The organism is Devosia sp. RR2S18 (genome assembly GCF_030177755.1).
GTDB lineage: Bacteria > Pseudomonadota > Alphaproteobacteria > Rhizobiales > Devosiaceae > Devosia > Devosia rhizosphaerae.
Window position 1 is genome coordinate 131,955 of the sequence record NZ_CP126539.1, and the last position, 19,930, is coordinate 151,884.

Here is a 19,930-nt window from a genome sequence, read left to right on the forward strand (position 1 = left end):
CGCTAAACCATGCTCCGGATGGGGCGCCGAACATATCAAGCTTTCTTTATATCCGCCTTGACCGGTTGGCGTGCTGGTGTCACAAACCCGTCCGAATAGCTCGTTTTCGGCCAGTTTTGGCAAGTTCAGGGAATTTTGGCTTGGCGCGGTCTTCCTATCTTTTCACCTCCGAGTCGGTTTCGGAGGGTCATCCCGACAAGGTCTGCGACCGCATCTCGGACGAGATCGTCGACCTCGTATTCCGTGAAGCCAAGAAGACCGGCATGGATCCCGCCAAGGTGCGCATTGCCTGCGAGACCCTGGCCACGACCAATCGCGTGGTGATCGCTGGCGAGGTTCGCGTGCCCGAGACGCTGCTCAAAAGAGGCAAGGACGGCAACATCGTCACCGACGCCTCCGGCGCTCCGGTGGTGAACCCTTCCAAGTTCAAGTCGGCAGCCCGTAAGGCCATCCGCGCCATCGGCTACGAGCAACCAGGCTTTCACTGGAAGACCTGCAGAATCGACGTGCTGCTGCATGGCCAGTCGGCCGACATCGCCCAGGGTGTCGACGAGACAGGCAACAAGGATGTGGGCGCTGGCGACCAGGGCATCATGTTCGGCTATGCGGCGCGGGAAACCCCCGAATTGCTGCCCGCGCCGATCTACTATGCCCACAAGATCCTCGAGACCATCACCACCGCTCGGAAAGCCAATCATGGCCCCGCCGGCACGCTCGGCCCCGATGCCAAAAGCCAGGTCACAGTGCGCTACGAGAACGGCATGCCGGTTGGCGTGACGCAGATCGTGCTCTCCACCCAGCATCTGGATGAAACGCTGACCTCCGCCGACGTTCGCACCATTGTCGAGCCCTTTATCCGTGAAGCGCTGCCCGAAGGCTGGATCGACGAGGAAACGGTCTGGCACATCAACCCTACGGGCAAGTTCGTGGTCGGCGGGCCAGATGGCGATGCGGGCCTCACCGGCCGGAAGATCATCGTCGACACCTATGGCGGAGCAGCGCCCCATGGTGGCGGCGCCTTCTCGGGCAAGGATCCGACCAAGGTCGATCGCTCGGCGGCCTATGCCGCCCGCTACCTCGCCAAGAATGTCGTGGCTGCCGGACTTGCCGATCGCGCCACTATCCAGCTCTCCTATGCCATCGGGGTGGCGCAGCCGCTGTCGGTTTATGTGGATCTGCATGGCACCGGCAAGGTTGACGAGGCGGTGGTGGAACAAGCATTGGGCAAGGTCATGGACCTGACCCCGCGTGGAATCCGCACCCATCTCGACCTCAACAAGCCCATCTACGCCAAGACGGCCGCCTACGGACACTTCGGCCGTAAGGCTGGCCGGGATGGCAGCTTCTCCTGGGAGAAGACGGACCTCGTCAAAGCGCTCAAGGATGCGGTGCGCTAGTCGCCGCTTCGAGCAAGCTCGGCGTTGCGCTTAGGGCGCGGCGCCGCTAGTCAAACAGCATGACCGATCACGAGCTTCCCAAGACCCGATCCGGCGAGCCGCGCGCCTTTTTCGGCCGCCGATCCGGCAAGAAACTGCATGGCGGCCAGCAGGCCGTGTTCGATGCCACCCTGCCCCAGCTCGAGATCAAGCTCGAAGGCCCCCTCAATCCGCGCAGCCTCTTCCCCGATGCCGAGCGGATTGTTGTCGAGATCGGCTATGGCGGGGGAGAGCATCTGGCGCGCCAGGCCGCCGAAAACCCGAAAACGGGTTTTATCGGCTGCGAGGTATTCACCGGCGGTATCGGCAAGATGGTGCAGACCATCGCGGGTCAAGAGCTGCGCAATATTCGGCTCTTCACTGATGATGCGCTAAAGCTCCTGGTGCAACTGCCCGAAGGCAGCATCGACGAAGTTTACCTGCTTTATCCCGATCCTTGGCCCAAGACGCGCCACCATAAGCGGCGCTTCGTGTCGCCGACGACTCTGGGAGAATTGGCGCGGGTGATCCGGGAGGGTGGCAAGTTCCACTTCGCCACCGATATCGAGGACTATGCCAATTGGACGCTGGCCCATATCGTGCGCCAGCCGCTCTTCAGTTTCGAGCCAGAGCGGCCGGGCAGTTGGCATGAGCCCTATTCCGGGTGGCAAGCGACGCGGTACGAGCAGAAGGCGCGCCGGGAGGGCCGCATGACCAGCTTCTACTTCACTTTCAACCGGACTTAGGAGCGAAACCCATGCGCATCATCATCTATGGCGTGGGCGCGATTGGCGGCACGCTGGCGGTCCGGTTGACCCAGACGGGACACGAGATGATCGGTATCGCCCGCGGCGCCCAGCTCGAGGCAATCCGGCAGTCCGGCCTGCGGCTGCGCACGCCGGAGGGCAACCACGACGCGCGCTTCGCAACCGTCAGAGATCCCACCGAGATCGACTTCAGGCCCGACGATGTCGTGCTGCTCACCATCAAGACACAGGACACGCTGCCCGCGCTCGAGCGGTTGCAGGCAGCGGGCGTGTACGAGCAGGCGATCTTCTGCATGCAGAATGGATTTGCGAACGAGGACTTTGCGCTTCGCCGCTTCCCCAACGTCTATGGCGTCGTCGTCTCCATGCCGGTGACATTCCTGACCCCGGGGGAGGTCAGTTGCTTTTTCGGGCCCAAGCTGGGGATTTTCGACATCGCCCGCCATGGCACCGGCGAGCAGACCCATGCAGCGCAGGTGAGTGCGGCGCTCGAGAGCGCCGGCTTCGCAGCCTTCTGCCATGACGACATCGCCCCGTTCAAATATGCCAAGCTGTTGGTCAACCTGACCAATGCCATTGATGCCTGCCTGGGCCAGCAGGATGGGCGCGAGGACTTCATCAAGGCGGCGCGGGCCGAGGCACGAGCCGTCTATGCCGCGGCCGGAATCGAGCCGGCCGACATGAATGGGCGCGAAGCCATCGCCGACTTCCGGCAGATCCCCGGTGCGCAGGCAGGCGGCTCTTCCTCGGCGCAGAGTCTCGCCCGCGGCGCAGGATCGATAGAAACCGATTATCTCAATGGCGAAATCGCTCTTCTGGGGCGAAAGTTTGGGGTGCTGGCGCCGGTCAATGCCTATTTTGCCCGTCACGCCAAGCGCATGCTGTTTGCGGGCGGCGGTGCCGGAACAATGAGTGTTGCGGAAGCCAAGGCGGCCCTGCCCGGCATTGGCTGAGACCATACCCTTGCAGCGCAACCGGTTCGGCGCTATATAGCGATCCAACATCTCTGGCATCTTGCAGAGTGGGAGCCTCCCGGCCCCGCTCTTTTTTATTACCCAAGGGACCGATGGCTTTCGATCTAACCGAAAAGCGCTACATCAAGGAAACCGGGCTCGAAGCCCGCGTCGCCGCCATTGTCGAGCCGGTGGCCAATGGGCTCGGCTATTCGCTGGTGCGTATCAAGATCAGCCAGGAAAACGGCATGACCCTCCAGATCATGGCCGAAGACGAGAATGGGCGCTTCACCATCACCGACTGCGAGACGCTGAGCAAAGACGTCTCGCCGGTGCTTGATGTGGAAGACCCCATCGACCGCGAATACCACCTCGAGGTTTCCTCGCCCGGCATTGACCGGCCGCTGGTGCGCAAGCGCGATTTCGAGCGCTTTGTTGGCCACGAAGTCAAGATCGAACTGTCCGACATGATCAATGGCCGCAAGCGCTTCCGCGGCTTCATCCATTCGGTTGACGACGAGGCTGTAACGATCACCTTGCCCGACGCGCCCGGCGGCACCGACCCCGCTCATCGCCTGCGCTTCGTCGACATCGCCGAAGCCAAGCTCGTGATGACCGACAAGCTCATGGATATGGCTCGGGCCGAACAGGCACTCCACCCCATCGACGACGAGGAGACCGAGACGGTCGAGATCCTCGATGCCGATAATGACGACGAAGATATCTCCAAGGAGACACACTAAATGGCCGTTAGCGCAAACCGCCTCGAGCTGCTGCAGATCGCCGACGCCGTAGCCCGCGAAAAGTCGATCGACCGCATGGTCGTGATCGAGGCGATGCAGGACGCCATGGAAAAGGCGGCCAAGGGCCGGTACGGCGCCGAGACCGAGATCAAGGTCGAGATCAACCCTCGCTCGGGCGAAACCCGCATGTGGCGCCTCCTCGAGATCGTCGAAGAGGTCGAAGAGACCAGCCGTCAGGTGACGCTCAAGCAGGCGCAGATCAAGTCGCCCGAAGCCAAGGTCGGCGACTTTCTGACCGAGCCGCTGCCACCCATGGAATTCGGCCGCATCGCCGCCCAGTCCGCCAAGCAGGTGATCGTGCAGAAGGTGCGCGATGCCGAGCGCGAGCGCATGTATGACGAATACGTCAACCGCATCGGCGAGATCGTCAATGGCTCGGTCAAGCGCGTGGAATACGGCAATGTGATTGTCGACCTGGGCCGAGGCGAAGCCATCATCCGCCGCGACGAGCTGATCCCGCGCGAGATGTTCCGCTATGGCGACCGCGTGCGCGCCTATGTCTATGACGTGCGCCGCGAGCAGCGTGGGCCGCAGATTTTCTTGTCGCGCACCCACCCGCAGTTCATGGCCAAACTGTTCATGCAGGAAGTGCCGGAAATCTATGATGGCGTGATCACCATCCGCTCGATCGCCCGCGATCCGGGTTCGCGCGCCAAAATCGCCGTTACCTCCTCGGATTCATCGATCGATCCTGTGGGCGCCTGCGTCGGTATGCGCGGTTCTCGCGTGCAGGCTGTGGTCGGCGAATTGCAAGGTGAAAAGATCGATATCATCCCCTGGACCGACTCCATTGCTGACCTCGTGGTCTCTGCGCTGCAGCCGGCCGACGTCGCCAAAGTGGTTTTGGACGAGCAGGCCGAGCGCATCGAAGTGGTGGTCCCCGACGAGCAGCTGTCGCTAGCTATTGGTCGCCGTGGCCAGAATGTGCGCCTCGCCAGCCAGTTGATCGGCTGGGATATCGACATCCTGACCGAGCAGGAAGAGTCCGAGCGGCGCCAGAAGGAATTCACCGAACGCTCCTCGCTGTTCATGGAAGCCCTTGACGTCGACGAGATGGTTGCCCAACTACTGGCTTCGGAAGGCTTCTCCTCGGTCGAGGAACTGGCCTATATCGACGCCGGTGAAATCGCCTCGATCGATGGGTTCGACGAGGAAACGGCTGGGGAAATCCAGAACCGCGCTACCGAATATTTGGCCGAGATCGACCGTAAGCATGACGACGAGCGCCAGCAATTGGGCGTCTCCGAGGAGCTTTATGAGATCCCGGGCCTCAACGCCGCCATGCTGGTAGCCCTGGGCAAGGACGACATCAAGTCGGTGGAAGACTTTGCCGGTTGCGCCGCCGACGATCTGGTGGGCTGGAGCGAACGCAAGGATGGCGAAACCAAGCGCTTCGAGGGGACTTTCAAGGACTTCCCCGTGTCGCGCGAAGAGGCCGAGGACATGATCATGCAGGCTCGCCTCAAGGCCGGCTGGATCACCGAAGAGGATATGCCTGCCACCGAAGAAGTCGACACCACCGAAGAGGCAACGGCCTAAGGCCGTTTCGGAGCGAGGGACCAGATGGCCCGGCGCGAAGAAACGACGAGAATGTGTGCACTGACACGGGTTGAAAAACCCGTGCCAGAGCTGATCCGCTTCGTCCTGGGACCGGACAATGTGCTGGCGCCCGATACCGAGGCCAAAGCCGAGGGTCGCGGCGTATGGATCAGTCTTAGTCGCGATGCGGTGGCCGAGGCAGTCAAGAAGCGGGTATTTGGGCGGAGCCTCAAGAGCGAGGTCACCTTGCCCGAGGACCTGCCGGGGCTCACGCAATTGCGGCTTGAGCAGCGCTATCTTGCGGCGCTGGGCATGGCGCGCAAGGCCGGCCAGCTGGTGTTTGGCGCCACCAAGGTGCGCGGCCTGATCGTGAGCGGCGACCTCATCGCGCTGATTACGGCTACTGACGCCGCAGAAGACGGGCGCAGCAAGATGGTGGGGCCGCTCAAAGCCCTCCACTACGCCGCCCGTGAAGAGGGAATAGACGAGTTCGAAGTGCCGCATTTCGAATTGCTCTCATCGGAGCAAATGGGTTTGGCACTTGGGCTTGAAAATGTGATACATGCTGCCCTAACGAATGGGGCAGCAGCCCGAGCGGCGGTGGAAAAGGCCAGAAGGCTGGCACTTTATACCGCCAAACCGACGGACAAGGACACCGGCCGCCCTGCGGTTGACGGTGAAATTTTGTCCGAGGAACAGGACGAGAGACGCGAGAAGTATGGCTGATAACGACGACAAGCGCACTGATGACACCGGCGCGAAGAAGACGCTGACATTGAAGGGCGGCCCGAACATGGGCAACCGGCCCGGGATGTCGCGTGGACCCTCGCGCTCGACGGTGGTCGTCGAAAAGCGCACGCGCGTAATTCCAAAGCCCGGCGCTCCTTCCGGTGCTCCCCAGCGGCCGCAATCTGCTGGACCCGCGCAGGGCAACCGCCCCCAGCAGGGTCGCCCACCGCTGAACCGATCCAGCCAGCCGCAGCAGCGCGCCCCGCTGGGTCTCAGCGCGGCGGAAGCTGAAGCCCGGCGTCAGGCGCTGGCGCTGGCTGGTGCCCGTGCAGCCGAGGACCAGGAACGGTTCGCGGCTGAAGAGGCTCGCCGCATCGAAGACGAGAACCGTCGCCGGCAAGTCCGCGAGGAGGCCGAGCGCCAGGAAGAAGACCGCCGCAAGGCCGAGCAGGCTGAGGCCGAGCCGCAATCGGCTCCCGAGCCGGAGGCCGCCCCCGCCCCTGCCGCAGAAGAGCCCGAACAGACACCCTATACGCCTGCATCACAGCGCAATCCGGGACCATCAAGCGTCCGTGTCGTTGCTGGTCGTCCCGGCCAGCCGCCGCGGCCACCGCGCGTCGAGCGGCCGAGCAATACGCGTCCGGAAAGCGAGCGCGGCGCTAATGCACTGATCCGTCCGGGCGCCGCTGGGGCTCGTCCGGGTGCTGCTGGTGCACGTCCGGCCGGCACTGCGGCCCGTCCAGCTGGTGATCGCCGTCCGGCCGGGGCCGGCATGGCGCCGATCGGCAATGTGCCCCCTGCTCCACCGAGCGAGGCCGATGGCCGTCGTACTCGTACCGGTGCCCCGCAGACCCGTCCGACCACGGCAGCCGAACTCGAAAACGCCCGCCGCGCCTCCCGCGCGGCGCCGGAGCGGCCCGTTCGTCGCGCTGGCGAAACCAATGCGCGTGGTCGCCTCACTGTGGCCAGTGCCACGACCGAAAACGATCGCGATCGCGGTCCGTCGCTGGCCGCCATGCGTCGCCGTCGCGACAAGAAGATGGGTCGCAACCAGTCGACCCAGCCCAAGATCAGCCGCGAAGTCATTATTCCTGAAGCCATCACGGTCCAGGAACTGGCTAACCGTATGGCCGAGCGGTCTGTCGACGTCATCAAGCTCCTGATGCAACAGGGTCAGATGATGAAGATCAACGACATTCTCGACGCCGATACCGCCGAACTGATCGCCACCGAACTGGGCCACACCGTCAGGCGCGTCTCGGAAGCCGACGTCGAAGAAGGTCTGTTCGACATCCCCGCCGATGACAATGTGGAAGATCTCGACAATCGTGCACCAGTGGTCACCATCATGGGCCACGTCGACCACGGCAAGACCTCGCTGCTGGACGCCATCCGCGAGGCCAACGTGGTTTCGGGCGAAGCCGGTGGCATCACCCAGCATATCGGTGCCTACCAGGTCGAAAAGAAGGGCCAGAAGGTTACCTTCCTTGACACCCCTGGCCACGAGGCGTTCACCGCCATGCGTGCCCGCGGTGCGCAGGCGACTGACATCGCCGTGTTGGTGGTGGCGGCGGATGACGGCGTGATGCCGCAGACGATCGAATCCATCAAGCATGCCAAAGCGGCGGGTGTGCCGATCATCGTGGCCATCAACAAGATGGACAAGCCGGAAGCCAATCCGACCCGCGTCCGGACCGAACTGCTGCAGCACGAAGTGTTCGTGGAATCCATGGGCGGCGACACGCTGGACGTGGAAGTTTCGGCCAAGACGCATGACGGCCTCGACAAGCTGCTCGAGACCATCCTGCTGCAGGCCGAAGTGCTCGAACTCCGGGCTGCTCATGATGGGCGTGCCGAAGGCCTCGTGATCGAAGCCAAGCTCGATCGCGGCCGCGGTGCGGTAGCGACAATGCTGGTGCAGCGTGGCACCCTGCGCGTGGGCGATATTCTGGTGGCTGGTACCGAGTTTGCGCGTGTTCGTGCGCTGATCAACGATCAGGGCGAGCAGGTCAAGGAAGCCGGTCCGTCCGTGCCGGTGGAAGTGTTGGGCTTCAATGGCGTGCCAAGTGCCGGCGACCGCTTCTCGGTGGTCGAAACCGAAGCGCGCGCTCGTGAAGTCACCGAGTACCGTCAGCGCGCCATCCGCGAAAAAACCGCGGGCGGTGGTGCGACCAGCCTCGAGCAGATGATGAACCAGCTCAAGGCTTCGGGCATTGCCAAGTTCCCCTTGATTATCAAGGGCGACGTGCAAGGCTCGGTGGAAGCGATCAATGCGTCGCTCAACAAGCTCTCGACCGAGGAAGTGTCCGCACAGATCCTCTTCTCGGGTGTCGGCGGCATTACCGAGTCCGATGTGACGCTGGCTTCGGCCTCGAACGCGATTATCATCGGCTTCAATGTGCGTGCCAACAAGCAGGCGCAGGAGCTGGCGACCCGCGAAGGCAACGAGATCCGCTACTACAACATCATCTACGACCTCGTGGACGACGTGAAGAACGCCATGAGCGGCCTGCTCAAGCCCGAACGTCGCGAGACCTTCATTGGCTACGCCGAGATCCTGGAAGTGTTCAACATCACCAAGGTCGGCAAGGTCGCTGGCTGCCGGGTCACCGAAGGCATTGTGGAGCGTGGTGCCGGCGTGCGCCTCTTGCGCGACAACGTCGTCATTCATGAAGGCAAGCTCAAGACGCTCAAGCGCTTCAAAGACGAGGTCAAGGACGTCCAGACCGGACAGGAGTGCGGCATGGCCTTCGAGAACTACGAAGACATCCGTGCTGGCGACCAGATCGAATGCTTCCGCGTCGAGACGGTACAGCGCTCGCTCTAGGGCGCGAACCAAAAGCAAGGCATTAAGGGCGCTGGAGGCAACTCCGGCGCCCTTTGTTTTATGCACATGGTGCCCTGCCCCCGACGGAGCTATCCCAAACACGAAAAAGCCCGCTCCCTGGGGAGCGGGCTTTGGATCTTCTGTCGGGCCCTTGTCGCGACAGCGGCGATGTTCGCTCCGGTGACTACGGAATCCGAAGCGAGAATCACCGCTGCCGCGGCAGTGGCCCGGCAGCTTTAGCCTAGTTGTAGACCACGACCTTGGTGCCGACCGGCACGCGGGCGTAGAGGTCGATAATGTCCTGGTTCATCAGGCGAATGCATCCCGAGGACACATTGGTGCCGATCGTATAGGGCTCGGTGGTGCCGTGGAGGCGGAACAGCGTGTCACGACCATCACGGTAAAGGTAGAGAGCGCGCGGACCCAGCGGGTTCTCTGGGCCGCCCGGCATCCCACCAGCATAAGGACCGTAGCGGTCCGGCTCGCGCTGGATCATGTTCTGGGTGGGGGTCCAGCTCGGCCACTGAGCCTTGCGGCCAATGGTGGCGGTGCCACGGAACACCAGGGCCTCATCCTTGCCAACGCCGACGCCATAGCGCAGCGCGCGGCCGCCTTCCATCACGAGATAGAGGAAGCGTGCGGGGGTGTCGACCACGATCGTGCCGGGGCGTTCGGAGGTGGAGTAGGCCACTTCCTGGCGCCACCACTTGGGGTCGACCCGGCGCAGATCCATAGCCTGCACAGGATGTGGCTCATCATAGATGGGACCATACATGCGGACATAGTATGGGTCGATGGTCGGCTCCTGAACCACAGGAGTTCGGGTGGACGAACAGGCCGCCAGAGCGACCGCAGGCAAGCCAATCATGAATAGGCGACGTGAGAGCACGGGTAATCCCTTAAACGCGGGTGACTTGAATCATCGGTGTGGCCAATGCCCTATGCTCCGTCCCAACGGTTTTCTAGTGCAGGAAAGCCTCAGTCGTGAACGAGGCGCCGAAACGGCGGTTCCCTCGCGCTGATGTGATGTTCAACTCTGTTGCTGGAAAGTCACAGAAGTGAAAAGGCCCGGACAAATCCGGGCCTTAGCAGTGTCTCTAAGCGGGACAATACAGCCTACTCGGCTGCAGCTTCCTCACCCTTGACGATCTCTTTGCCAGTCGCCTGATCGATGATCTTCATCGACAGACGAACCTTGCCGCGTTCGTCAAAGCCCAGGAGCTTGACCCAGACCTTGTCGCCTTCCTTGACCACGTCGGTGGTCTTGGCGACGCGCTGGTCGGCCAGCTGGCTGATATGGACCAGCCCGTCCTTGGCGCCAAAGAAGTTCACGAAGGCGCCGAAATCGGCGGTCTTTACGACCGTGCCCTGGTAAATGGCGCCGATCTCGGGCTCATCGGTGATCGAGCGGATCCACTTGATGGCAGCTTCGATCTGCGAACCGTCCGAGGACGAGACCTTGACGGTGCCGTCATCGTCGATGTTGATCTTGGCGCCGGTCTTTTCGACGATCTCGCGGATCACCTTGCCGCCGGTGCCGATCACTTCACGGATCTTGTCTGTCGGGATCTTGAGGGTCTCGATGCGCGGGGCGAACTCGCCCACTTCACCGCGCGAAGCGGAGAGCGCCTTGGCCATTTCGCCCAGGATATGAGCGCGGCCTTCCTTGGCCTGAGCCAGAGCAACCTGCATGATCTCTTCGGTGATGCCGGCGATCTTGATGTCCATCTGGAGCGAGGTGACACCCTCTTCCGTGCCGGCCACCTTGAAGTCCATGTCGCCGAGGTGATCTTCGTCACCCAGGATGTCGGACAGCACGGCGAAGCGCTCGCCTTCCAGGATCAGGCCCATGGCGATACCGGCCACGGGACGGGCCAGTGGCACACCGGCATCCATCAATGCAAGCGAGGTGCCGCACACGGTCGCCATGGAAGACGAGCCGTTGGATTCGGTGATCTCGGAGACCACGCGGATGGTGTAGGGGAACTCTTCCATGGACGGGCGGATCGGGTTGACCGCGCGCCACGCCAGCTTGCCGTGGCCGATTTCGCGGCGGCCGGGAGAACCCATGCGACCTGCTTCACCCACTGAATAGGGAGGGAAGTTGTAGTGCAGGAGGAAGTTTTCCTTCTTGGTGCCTTCAAGCGAGTCGATGAACTGCTCGTCTTCACCGGTGCCGAGGGTGGCAACCACCAGCGCCTGGGTCTCGCCGCGGGTGAACAGCGCCGAACCATGGGTTCGGGGCAGTAGACCGACTTCCGAAACGATCGGGCGCACGGTCTTGAGATCGCGGCCGTCGATGCGGTGGCCGGTATCAAGGATGTTCCAGCGGACGATCTTGGCCTGCAGGTTGTGGATTACCTCGCTGAGGTCTTCGCCGGAGATTTCACCGGATTCGATCTTGGGCGCGAAGTGCTCCTTGACCTTGGCCTTGGCCGCATCGACCGCAGCGTAACGGTCTTCTTTCTTGGTGATCTTGTAGGCTTCGCGCAGATCAGTCTCGATAAACGAGAGCACTTCGGATTCAAGCGCCGAATAGTCGGGAGCCGTGAAGTCGCGGGGCTCCTTGGCAGCGAGCTCGGCCAGCTTGATGACGGCCTGGATGACCTTCTTGCTTTCGGCGTGACCGAACATCACGGCGCCCAGCATCACTTCTTCGGACAGCTCCTTGGCTTCCGATTCCACCATCAGCACGGCGTCCTCGGTACCGGCCATGACGAGGTCGAGCTTGCTGTCAGCGCGGCGGTCGACGGGCAGGTTCAAGACATACTCGCCATCGACATAGCCGACGCGGGCAGCGCCGATCGGGCCCATGAAGGGAACACCGGAAATGGTCAGGGCTGCGGAAGCGGCCACCATGGCGAGCACGTCGGGGTTGTTCTCCATGTCATGCTGGAGAACGGTGATGATGACCTGGGTCTCGTTCTTGTAACCATCGGGGAAGAGCGGACGAATAGGGCGGTCAATAAGGCGGCTGGTCAGCGTCTCGTTCTCGGTCGGCCGGCCTTCGCGTTTGAAGTAGCCACCGGGGATCTTGCCCGCGGCGAAGTACTTTTCCTGGTAATTGACGGTCAGCGGGAAGAAGTCCTGGCCTGGCTTTGCCGACTTGGCCGAAACAACGGTGGCAAGAACAACAGTCTCGCCCAGCGTGGCCAACACGGCGCCATCGGCCTGGCGGGCCATCTTGCCGGTCTCGAGCGTCAGGGGCTGGCCGCCCCAGTTGAGCTCGACCTTGTGGTGATCAAAATTGATCGTCATGGGTTTTCGTCTTTCCATTCTGCCGGAAGAGCGGGAGCGCGGGGGGCGTAGAAAACCCTCGCGAACTCATCCGGTGTGCCCGCACCGGCGCTGCACCCCATGTGCATTACCGGCTCAAAATCAGGCACTGTTTCTGTCTGGCAGCGACGAAACATGGGCAAGACAACAAGCAACTCCGGCTTGGGGAGTGGCCAATAATCCTGCCATGCTCCGGCATCTGCCGGCTACGCGGGCCGCAGGTCCGCCGCATAGATGAACGGATCCTGAACGGCGAAAAAGGCGAATGCGGGACGGAACGCCCCGCATCGCAGCGTGAATGCGCTTAGCGGCGCAGGCCCAGCTTTTCGATGAGGGCGCGGTAACGCGCTTCGTCGGTCTTCTTGACATAGTCGAGCAGACGGCGACGGAGCGAAACGAGCTTCAGCAGGCCGCGGCGGGAGTGATTGTCCTTGGCGTGGCCCTTGAAGTGTTCGGTGAGGTTCGAAATGCGTTCCGACAGGATCGCAACCTGAACTTCCGGGGAACCGGTGTCGTTCGGCTTGGTGGCGAATTCCTGGATCAGAGCGGATTTGCGCTCGGGGGTAATCGACATCGGATAAGATCCTTTTTTTATGAGGAGGATAGGTCGCCCCGGCCGGGATGTCGTCCAGGCGGGGCCATGATGGCGGACGCAAAGGTCCGCACGCGCGCCCCTATAGGGCAAAATAGCCGAAAAGACCAGAATTATTCGTCCTGCGCCTCGTGGCCCGCCTCAGGCATCCGGCCCGGGTCTATGCCTTCGAGCGGAATGACAAAGTGCCATTCAATGCCATCGGCGTGGCTGAGACGGTCAACCTGCGCCCCCAGCGACGAGCCCACCATGGCCTTGAGCACTTTGGTACCAAAGCCCACCCGCTCGTTCTGCGGCGGCGTGGCGTCCTGCACGGTCTCGCGCCACGAGAAATCCAACGCGTCATCGACGACCAACCAGGTGATGGTCAACTGCCCATCATCGCCCCGGAAGGCGCCATATTTAACAGCGTTGGTGGATAGCTCATGCACAGCCATGCCCAATATCTGGGCTGCCTGCATGTTGAGGCGAAGGTCGGCCCCGTTGAGCGCGACCCGTTCGGGATCGGTGGGGCAGAAGGGCGCAAGCTGATTTTCGATCAGCTCGCGGAGGGAAATGCCGACGCGGCCATGCGCGAGCAAGAGATCGGTGGATCGCGCCAGTCCCATGATCCGCCGTTCAAAGGCTTGCACATAGGTTTCCACGTTTTCGGCACCGCGGGCGGTCTGCTTGGCCATGGCGGCGATCACCGTCATCTGGTTCTTGGAGCGGTGCGCCAGCTCGCGCATCAAGAAGTTGACCTCCTGTTCGGCGGCGCGGCGCTCTTTGGACGCATCGGCTAGAGCGCGCGAAACCTCGGCGATCTCGGCGACGGGGTAGGGTCGGGCCGTCACCGGTTCGCCGTGTCCAAGCTTGAGCGCATCCTGGCGCAGTCCACGCACCGACAGACCAATGCGTTGCCCGATATGGAAGGCGAGCAAGGCCGCCACCACGCCAATGAGCACGCCCCAGGCAACCAGCCAAAGCAGGGATTCGGTGAAGGCGGCGTCCACGGTTGCCGCATCAGCCCAGGCGATGACCCGCCAGCCGGTCGTTGGCGCGCGCCATTCCGACGTGATGACCGAGCGGCCATCCATGTCTTCATATCGCCACGGTTCGGATGGCTCTTCTGCGGTGCGCAGGAGAGGAAACAGCGTTCCGGGCGGCAGGTCAGCACCCGGCGTTGCGGTGATCACCAGGTTCTGGGCGTCGACCAGCGCTGCGTTCCAACCCGGTGGCAATTGGCGGGACTGCAGGGCTGGGGTCAGACCCAGCGCGGTCTGATTGATTGCCAGCAGCGTGACGTCATCGGCATCAGGCACCGGGAGGAACACACTATAGAGCCATTGCTGCGCAATGGGGCCGTAGATAACGCCCGAGGCCGTGGCGGTGCCACGCTCCAGGGCTGCCGCGGCGGTCACCGGATCAGCCGTAGGACCGAGCTGGACGCCATAGCGAACGCGGGTGTTGAGCAGCATTTCGAACTGCGCGTCCAAAGCCACGAGGTAGGCTCCGGTGCCTGCGAGCGCGACCAGCCCGCGCGCATGAAACTCTTCGAGATCACCACGTTCGAGCGAGGGGCTGCTGGAGAGCAGGCGGAGCGTGGTGACCATGCCTGCGATCTCGCGCTCCACCGACTGCCCGATCGCCTGGACGGTAGCATTGGTGAGGCTGCGGACGACGTCCCGCTGCGCCTGATGGGCGCGGTTCAGCAGCACCAACGACCCGAACAGCGCAGGGATGATGATAACCAGAACCAGCGCGACCAGATATAAGCCAATAGGCCGGGAGCGCGCCCAGGAGCGCTGTTTGGACAGATTGATCTCGGTGCCACCCGTGGCCTGGGCAATAGGGGTCATGCCGCACTTTCCGCGGCCCTATCGCACTCATGCCGCCAGCAGCAACATAGCCGCGATTTGCGAAGGAGGAAAAGCGCGGTTGCGCTGATTTCGTCGGCTCGCACCCAAAAAGAGGTCGAACACGGGTCCGGCCTTCAGGATGTTTGAAATCGGATCAGTAGTTGGTTGCCGGATCGCTCGCGGGGAAGCTCTCATCCACCGCTTCGTCCTGCTTGTCCCAATCCTTGGGTTTGTCGGCGACGTTTTCCTCGCCTGCGGGGCGCACCTGATAGGGCGATTCCTTGGGACCGGGCTTCTTGCCGTCCTTCATCGCCGCCGCCTCGTCGGTCTTTTTCGGATCATCGGCCATGGCTTAATTCCTTTCGTCTGTTGCAATAACAAACACTTTGGCGCGGGCCGTGGTTGCACCACTTTGAGCTGGAGACCCATTCTGGTATGGAGCGCCCATGACCGAGACGCGCGCCAACACCAAAAAGCTCTTCATCAAGACCTATGGCTGTCAGATGAATGTCTATGACAGCGACCGCATGAGTGATGCGCTGAGCCCTCATGGCTATGAGCCGACGCTGGATATTGCCGAAGCCGATCTGGTACTGCTCAACACCTGCCACATCCGCGAAAAGGCGAGCGAAAAGGTATTTTCCGAACTCGGGCGCCTCAAGGAACTGCAGAATGAGCGGCGCGCCATGGGCGCCGACATGATGATTGGCGTTGCCGGGTGCGTAGCGCAGGCGGAAGGCGAAGAGATCGCCCGGCGGGCGCCCGTCGTGGATATGGTGTTCGGGCCGCAGGCCTATCACAAGCTGCCCGACATGCTGGCCAGGGCGCAAGCGCAGCGGCACATGCATCCCAGCCTGAAGCAGGCGGTGATCGACACCGACTTCCCCGAGGAAGACAAGTTCGAGCACCTGCCAGCGGCCCGCAAGGAAGTGACAATCAAGCGGGGGCTGACCGCGTTCCTCACCGTGCAGGAAGGATGCGACAAGTTCTGCAGCTTCTGCGTGGTGCCCTATACCCGCGGCGCCGAGGTCTCCCGGCCATTGGCCCAGGTGCTCGCCGAAGCGCGCGGCCTAGTCGAAGCCGGCGTCAAGGAGATCACGCTGTTGGGCCAGAACGTCAACGCCTATCACGGAGACGACAATGGCCGTGCCGTCAGCCTGGGCGAGCTGGCCTATCGCCTGGCTGAAATTGATGGGCTCGAACGCCTCCGCTATACCACCAGTCATCCGCGGGACATGGACGAGGCGCTGATTGCCGCCCATCGCGACCTGCCGATCCTGATGCCCTATCTGCACCTGCCGGTGCAGTCGGGTTCGGACCGCATCCTCAAGGCAATGAACCGGCGGCATACGGCAGCCGAATATCTCGAGACGATCGGGCGCATCAAGGCGGCACGCCCGGACATGGCCCTGTCGGGCGATTTCATCGTCGGCTTTCCCGGCGAAACCGACCAGGATTTCGAGGACACCCTCAGCATCATCCGGCAGGTGGGTTATGCCTCGGCCTATTCGTTCAAATACTCAACGCGCCCCGGCACGCCCGGCGCTAACCTGGACGGGCAGATTGCCGAAGAGGTTAAGACCGAGCGCCTCTACCGGCTGCAGGAACTAGTCAATGCACAGACGACTGCCTTTCATCAGTCCTGCGTAGGTCGCACCCTGCCCGTCCTAATCGAGCGCCCCGGGCGCATGCCGGGCCAGGTAGGCGGGCGTTCACCGTATCTTCAGGCCGTGCACCTCGAGGGCAGCACCGATCTCATCGGCGCCATCCATCAGGTGGAGATCGTCGGTACCTCGACCAATTCGCTGGTGGGCCGACTGGCCGTGGCGCAGGCCGCCTAGGTTTAGCGGCTCTTGCCGATCGGGCCCAGGTGCGTGTGCGAGAACGCTGTACCGTATTTCAACACATAGCCAAGGGACCGGTCAAAGCCGATATGAGCGGCCAGGATCAGCGCCAGATGAACCAGCAGCTCGGCGCCGGTCAGCAACCCCGCTCCGGCAAGAAGAGCAGCCGACACATAGCTGTGGGCAACATTGTAGGCGGCCGCCCCGGCCCTGGAGTTGACGGTGTATGCCGCAAAGCTGATGTCGGGCGCGAAGAACAATACGGCGAAAAGCCAAAGCGTGCCACCATTGGTGAAATAGGCAGCCGTGGCGACTATCAAGGCTGCCAAGCCCTCTAGCCGCAACACCGTGCGGACGCCGCCGGTGGCGAGCGCGGGCAGGGAAGCCGAAATCGAGGAAGCTTCGTTCGTCATTTGGGGCCTCTGGACTGGCCTGGAGCGGGTTTGCTCTCAAGAACTTAGGCGGAGCCAGAGCGGCGCCCAACTGCCGGTGATTGCAGGCGTGCCATTCAGATCTGTATGGCCTGGAGGCTGGCCAAAGGCTGCTGGAGATCCACATACCCTTGTCCCCAAGCGATCTCGTCACAATATTGCTACAGACACGGCGACCAAATCGTCCTAGCGTCGTTATCAGCAGCGACTGGCGCAAGCCCGCGCCGTCCTCCTCCGGGGAGCCAAACCAGTTTGAGCAGGCTTTTGTCACCGACCGCAGACAACGCACTCGCATCGCAACTCGAACTCGCTTTTGAAGATAATCGCCTGGCGGCCCAGCTTTATGGTGATTTCGACCAGAACCTGGCGCTTATCGAGCAGCGCCTCAAGGTCTCGGCAACACCGCGCGGCAATCACGTGCTGCTCAAGGGTGCCGCCTCGGCGGTAGACCAGGCGCGCCGCGTGCTGGAATCGCTCTATGCCGGTCTCGAGGAAGGCCGCTCAATGGAGATGGCTGACGTCGACGCCGTCATCCGCATGATCCAGACCGAGGACAGCCAGCTGACCCTCCCTACGCTGGAGCGCAAGGGCAAGGTGCGCATGGCGCAGATCGCCACCCGCAAATCCACCATTGTCGCCCGCACGCCAGCCCAAGACGCCTATATGCGCGCCATGGAGCGGAGCGAACTGGTCTTCGGTGTGGGCCCGGCCGGTACCGGCAAGACCTATCTCGCCGTCGCTCACGCCGCCTCGCTGCTCGAACGGGGCGACATCAACCGCATCATTCTGTCTCGCCCGGCCGTCGAGGCCGGCGAACGCCTGGGGTTCCTCCCAGGAGACATGAAGGAGAAGGTCGATCCCTATCTCCGCCCGCTCTATGACGCGCTTTACGACATGATGAAGCCCGAAAATGTCGAGCGCTGCATCACCTCGGGCATTATCGAAGTTGCCCCGCTAGCTTTTATGCGTGGCCGTACGCTCGCTAACGCGGTGGTTATTCTCGACGAGGCACAGAACACCACGTCCATGCAGATGAAGATGTTTCTGACCCGCCTGGGCGAAAACTCCAAGATGATCGTCACTGGCGACCCCACGCAGGTCGACTTGCCGCGGGGTGAGAAATCGGGGCTGGTAGAAGCGGTGCATCTGCTTGATGGCGTCGAAGGCGTCCATATCAGCCGCTTCAACGACAAGGACGTGGTGCGCCATGCCCTGGTCGGCCGAATCGTGCGAGCCTATGAGGCTGATGTAACCCGGCGTGCCCAGGAGAAGCTCAGCGAAGGGGTCGCGCGCTGACCGCTCTGCCGCTTGAGATTGCCATAATTCGCAATGACGAAGCTTGGCCGGAGGATCTCGATTCTCTGGCCGAGCGTGCCGTTTTGGCTGCGCTCCAGCAGTCCGGAGCCAAGATCCGGGGGGCAGCCGAGCTTTCGATCCTCCTCACCAATGACGAAGAGCAGCATGAGCTCAATCAGCAATGGCGCGGCAAGGACAGCTCCACCAATGTGCTGAGCTTCCCCCAGATCGAGCCCTTCGGCCCGGTTGTGGGCATTCTCGGCGACATTACGCTCGCACGCGAAACCCTGGAGCGGGAGGCGCAAGAGCTCGACAAGAGCTTTGCCGACCACTTCACCCACCTGATTGTGCATGGATTCCTGCACATTCTGGGGTATGATCACCTGACCGAGGCAGAAGCCCTGCAAATGGAGGGGCTCGAAACCAAGATTCTGGCCAGCCTGGGGGTTGCAGACCCCTATGCAGATTAAGGCGGGAACAGGTGACCAAGTTTCGCCATTTCGGTCCTTTAGCAACACGGCCGTATGATTGCGGCAGAGGAACATGAACGACAGCGACAGTTTGGGCCTTCAGGCGCCCACAAAATCCGAGCCTCCCTCTAGTCCCGCCTCCGTTTCGCAACGGGGGCCATCGATCTGGAACCGGTTGCGGGCCATGCTTGCCCGGGGCACGGTTTCCCTGCGCGACGACCTCCAGGTCGCGCTGGAAGAAGAAGGGAGCGCCGAAACCGCCTCCTTCACGGAAAGCGAACGCACGATCCTGCAGAATGTGCTCAAGCTCTCCAATGTGAGCGTGGGCGACGTGATGGTGGAGCGCAGCGATATCCAAGCCATCGAGGCCGACGAAAATCTAGGCGTGCTGATCGCCAAGTTCCGCCAGGCCGGCCATTCGCGCCTGCCCATCTTTGACGACAATCTCGACAACATACTGGGCTTCGTCCACGTCAAGGACGCGCTGAGCAAAATTACCCAGCCCGTGACCGATCCGGACAAGGACGTCCCGGTCAAGCTCGCCTCGGCGGTGCTCCGCCAGAAGGTGGTGCGGGCCGATGTCATTCGCGACGCGATGTTCGTGCCCACCTTCATGCCAGTGGGTGACCTGCTTCAGTCCATGCGCGCCAGCCGCACCCATATGGCGATCGTCGTCGACGAATATGGCGGGACCGACGGGCTCGTCACTATCGAGGACCTGCTCGAAGTGGTCGTCGGGGAGATCGAGGACGAGCATGACGAACTCGCCAAGGCGCTGATCCGCAAGGTGGGCGAGGGCACCTATATCGCCGATGCGCGTGCCGAGCTGAGCGATGTACGGACCTTGCTGGGTGCCGAATTCGACCCAGGCGAATATGGCGAGGATGTCGAGACCCTTGGAGGCCTGGTATTCGATCTGGCGGGCCATGTGCCCAAAAGAGGCGAACGGATCACCAATCTGCCCGGCTTCGACTTCGAAATTCTGGCGGCCGACAGCCGGCGTATCAAGCGGCTGCGTATTCGGCGCAAGGGAAGCGAACCTGTCGCCGAGCCGCTGGCCATCACCGACCAGCGCAGCGAGTTCGAAAAAGCCGCCGCAGAATAACAAAAGGCCCGGATCGCTCCGGGCCTTCTCGTATACCGTGAGGTC

17 protein-coding genes are annotated in these 19,930 nt (G+C 62.4%); 11 read left to right on the forward strand and 6 right to left on the reverse strand.

Annotation, left to right across the window (positions count from 1 at the left end; translation table 11 throughout):
- Positions 1–140: 140 nt before the first annotated feature.
- From metK to infB, 7 genes are all read left to right on the forward strand, one after another.
- Positions 141–1,397: a methionine adenosyltransferase gene (gene metK, locus QOV41_RS00635; protein WP_284578832.1), complete on the forward strand. Its 1,257-nt coding sequence runs from the start codon at positions 141–143 to the stop codon at positions 1,395–1,397.
- Between the two features lie 59 nt (positions 1,398–1,456).
- Entirely contained in the window at positions 1,457–2,161 is a 705-nt protein-coding gene (gene trmB / locus QOV41_RS00640) for a tRNA (guanosine(46)-N7)-methyltransferase TrmB (protein ID WP_284578833.1), read from the forward strand.
- Positions 2,162–2,172: 11 nt separating this feature from the next.
- Positions 2,173–3,135, forward strand: coding sequence for a ketopantoate reductase family protein (locus tag QOV41_RS00645; RefSeq protein ID WP_284578834.1), 963 nt, complete (start codon positions 2,173–2,175; stop codon positions 3,133–3,135).
- Positions 3,136–3,248: 113 nt separating this feature from the next.
- Positions 3,249–3,878, forward strand: a complete 630-nt coding sequence (gene rimP / locus QOV41_RS00650; protein ID WP_284578835.1) for a ribosome maturation factor RimP — start codon at positions 3,249–3,251, stop codon at positions 3,876–3,878.
- Positions 3,879–5,477, forward strand: coding sequence for a transcription termination factor NusA (gene nusA, locus QOV41_RS00655; RefSeq protein WP_284578836.1), 1,599 nt, complete (start codon positions 3,879–3,881; stop codon positions 5,475–5,477).
- A gap of 24 nt (positions 5,478–5,501) precedes the next feature.
- On the forward strand, positions 5,502–6,203 hold the full coding sequence (locus tag QOV41_RS00660) for an RNA-binding protein (RefSeq protein WP_284578837.1): 702 nt from the start codon (positions 5,502–5,504) through the stop codon (positions 6,201–6,203).
- A complete protein-coding gene (gene infB / locus QOV41_RS00665) occupies positions 6,196–9,033 on the forward strand; it encodes a translation initiation factor IF-2 (protein ID WP_284578838.1) in 2,838 nt (945 codons plus the stop codon). The genes QOV41_RS00660 and infB overlap by 8 nt, the downstream gene beginning before the upstream one ends.
- 241 nt (positions 9,034–9,274) lie before the next feature.
- On the opposite strand, the gene QOV41_RS00670 is transcribed toward infB, so the two are convergent.
- From QOV41_RS00670 to QOV41_RS00690, 5 genes are all read right to left on the reverse strand, one after another.
- A complete protein-coding gene (locus QOV41_RS00670; protein WP_284581404.1) occupies positions 9,275–9,901 on the reverse strand; it encodes a L,D-transpeptidase in 627 nt (208 codons plus the stop codon).
- A 248-nt stretch (positions 9,902–10,149) separates the two neighbouring features.
- The gene (gene pnp, locus QOV41_RS00675; protein ID WP_284578839.1) at positions 10,150–12,291 is read right to left on the reverse strand and encodes a polyribonucleotide nucleotidyltransferase; all 2,142 of its coding nucleotides are present in this window, start codon (positions 12,289–12,291) and stop codon (positions 10,150–10,152) included.
- Between the two features lie 322 nt (positions 12,292–12,613).
- Positions 12,614–12,883: a 30S ribosomal protein S15 gene (rpsO, locus tag QOV41_RS00680; protein ID WP_284578841.1), complete on the reverse strand. Its 270-nt coding sequence runs from the start codon at positions 12,881–12,883 to the stop codon at positions 12,614–12,616.
- 131 nt (positions 12,884–13,014) lie between these two features.
- A complete protein-coding gene (locus QOV41_RS00685) occupies positions 13,015–14,739 on the reverse strand; it encodes a sensor histidine kinase (RefSeq protein WP_284578842.1) in 1,725 nt (574 codons plus the stop codon).
- A gap of 154 nt (positions 14,740–14,893) precedes the next feature.
- On the reverse strand, positions 14,894–15,088 hold the full coding sequence (locus tag QOV41_RS00690; RefSeq protein WP_284578843.1) for a hypothetical protein: 195 nt from the start codon (positions 15,086–15,088) through the stop codon (positions 14,894–14,896).
- A 97-nt stretch (positions 15,089–15,185) separates the two neighbouring features.
- Between QOV41_RS00690 and miaB the strand changes: the two genes are divergently transcribed.
- Positions 15,186–16,580 (forward strand): tRNA (N6-isopentenyl adenosine(37)-C2)-methylthiotransferase MiaB, encoded by a 1,395-nt coding sequence (miaB, locus tag QOV41_RS00695; RefSeq protein ID WP_284578845.1) that lies wholly within the window; start codon positions 15,186–15,188, stop codon positions 16,578–16,580.
- Positions 16,581–16,582: 2 nt separating this feature from the next.
- Here miaB and QOV41_RS00700 read toward each other — a convergent pair whose 3' ends face one another.
- Positions 16,583–16,996 (reverse strand): DUF4260 domain-containing protein, encoded by a 414-nt coding sequence (locus QOV41_RS00700; protein ID WP_284578846.1) that lies wholly within the window; start codon positions 16,994–16,996, stop codon positions 16,583–16,585.
- Positions 16,997–17,278: 282 nt separating this feature from the next.
- Between QOV41_RS00700 and QOV41_RS00705 the strand changes: the two genes are divergently transcribed.
- The 3 genes from QOV41_RS00705 to QOV41_RS00715 all read left to right on the forward strand — a co-directional run bounded on the left by QOV41_RS00705 (position 17,279) and on the right by QOV41_RS00715 (position 19,885).
- Entirely contained in the window at positions 17,279–18,310 is a 1,032-nt protein-coding gene (locus tag QOV41_RS00705) for a PhoH family protein (RefSeq protein ID WP_284578847.1), read from the forward strand.
- Complete coding sequence (gene ybeY, locus QOV41_RS00710) at positions 18,307–18,780, forward strand: rRNA maturation RNase YbeY (RefSeq protein ID WP_284581405.1); 474 nt, start codon at positions 18,307–18,309, stop codon at positions 18,778–18,780. The genes QOV41_RS00705 and ybeY overlap by 4 nt, the downstream gene beginning before the upstream one ends.
- A 73-nt stretch (positions 18,781–18,853) precedes the next feature.
- Positions 18,854–19,885, forward strand: coding sequence for a hemolysin family protein (locus QOV41_RS00715; RefSeq protein ID WP_284578849.1), 1,032 nt, complete (start codon positions 18,854–18,856; stop codon positions 19,883–19,885).
- Positions 19,886–19,930: the final 45 nt, after the last annotated feature.

Bases quoted from the DNA above. Each gene is read 5' to 3' on its own strand.
- nusA (WP_284578836.1), top strand. From the start codon at position 3,879: ATGGCCGTTAGCGCAAACCGCCTCGAGCTGCTGCAGATCGCCGACGCC.
- pnp (WP_284578839.1), bottom strand. From the start codon at position 12,291: ATGACGATCAATTTTGATCACCACAAGGTCGAGCTCAACTGGGGCGGC.
- rimP (WP_284578835.1), top strand. From the start codon at position 3,249: ATGGCTTTCGATCTAACCGAAAAGCGCTACATCAAGGAAACCGGGCTC.
- QOV41_RS00645 (WP_284578834.1), top strand. From the start codon at position 2,173: ATGCGCATCATCATCTATGGCGTGGGCGCGATTGGCGGCACGCTGGCG.
- miaB (WP_284578845.1), top strand. From the start codon at position 15,186: ATGACCGAGACGCGCGCCAACACCAAAAAGCTCTTCATCAAGACCTAT.
- QOV41_RS00685 (WP_284578842.1), bottom strand. From the start codon at position 14,739: ATGACCCCTATTGCCCAGGCCACGGGTGGCACCGAGATCAATCTGTCC.
- rpsO (WP_284578841.1), bottom strand. From the start codon at position 12,883: ATGTCGATTACCCCCGAGCGCAAATCCGCTCTGATCCAGGAATTCGCC.
- QOV41_RS00690 (WP_284578843.1), bottom strand. From the start codon at position 15,088: ATGGCCGATGATCCGAAAAAGACCGACGAGGCGGCGGCGATGAAGGAC.
- QOV41_RS00670 (WP_284581404.1), bottom strand. From the start codon at position 9,901: ATGATTGGCTTGCCTGCGGTCGCTCTGGCGGCCTGTTCGTCCACCCGA.
- QOV41_RS00715 (WP_284578849.1), top strand. From the start codon at position 18,854: ATGAACGACAGCGACAGTTTGGGCCTTCAGGCGCCCACAAAATCCGAG.
- QOV41_RS00660 (WP_284578837.1), top strand. From the start codon at position 5,502: ATGGCCCGGCGCGAAGAAACGACGAGAATGTGTGCACTGACACGGGTT.
- QOV41_RS00700 (WP_284578846.1), bottom strand. From the start codon at position 16,996: ATGACGAACGAAGCTTCCTCGATTTCGGCTTCCCTGCCCGCGCTCGCC.
- infB (WP_284578838.1), top strand. From the start codon at position 6,196: ATGGCTGATAACGACGACAAGCGCACTGATGACACCGGCGCGAAGAAG.
- trmB (WP_284578833.1), top strand. From the start codon at position 1,457: ATGACCGATCACGAGCTTCCCAAGACCCGATCCGGCGAGCCGCGCGCC.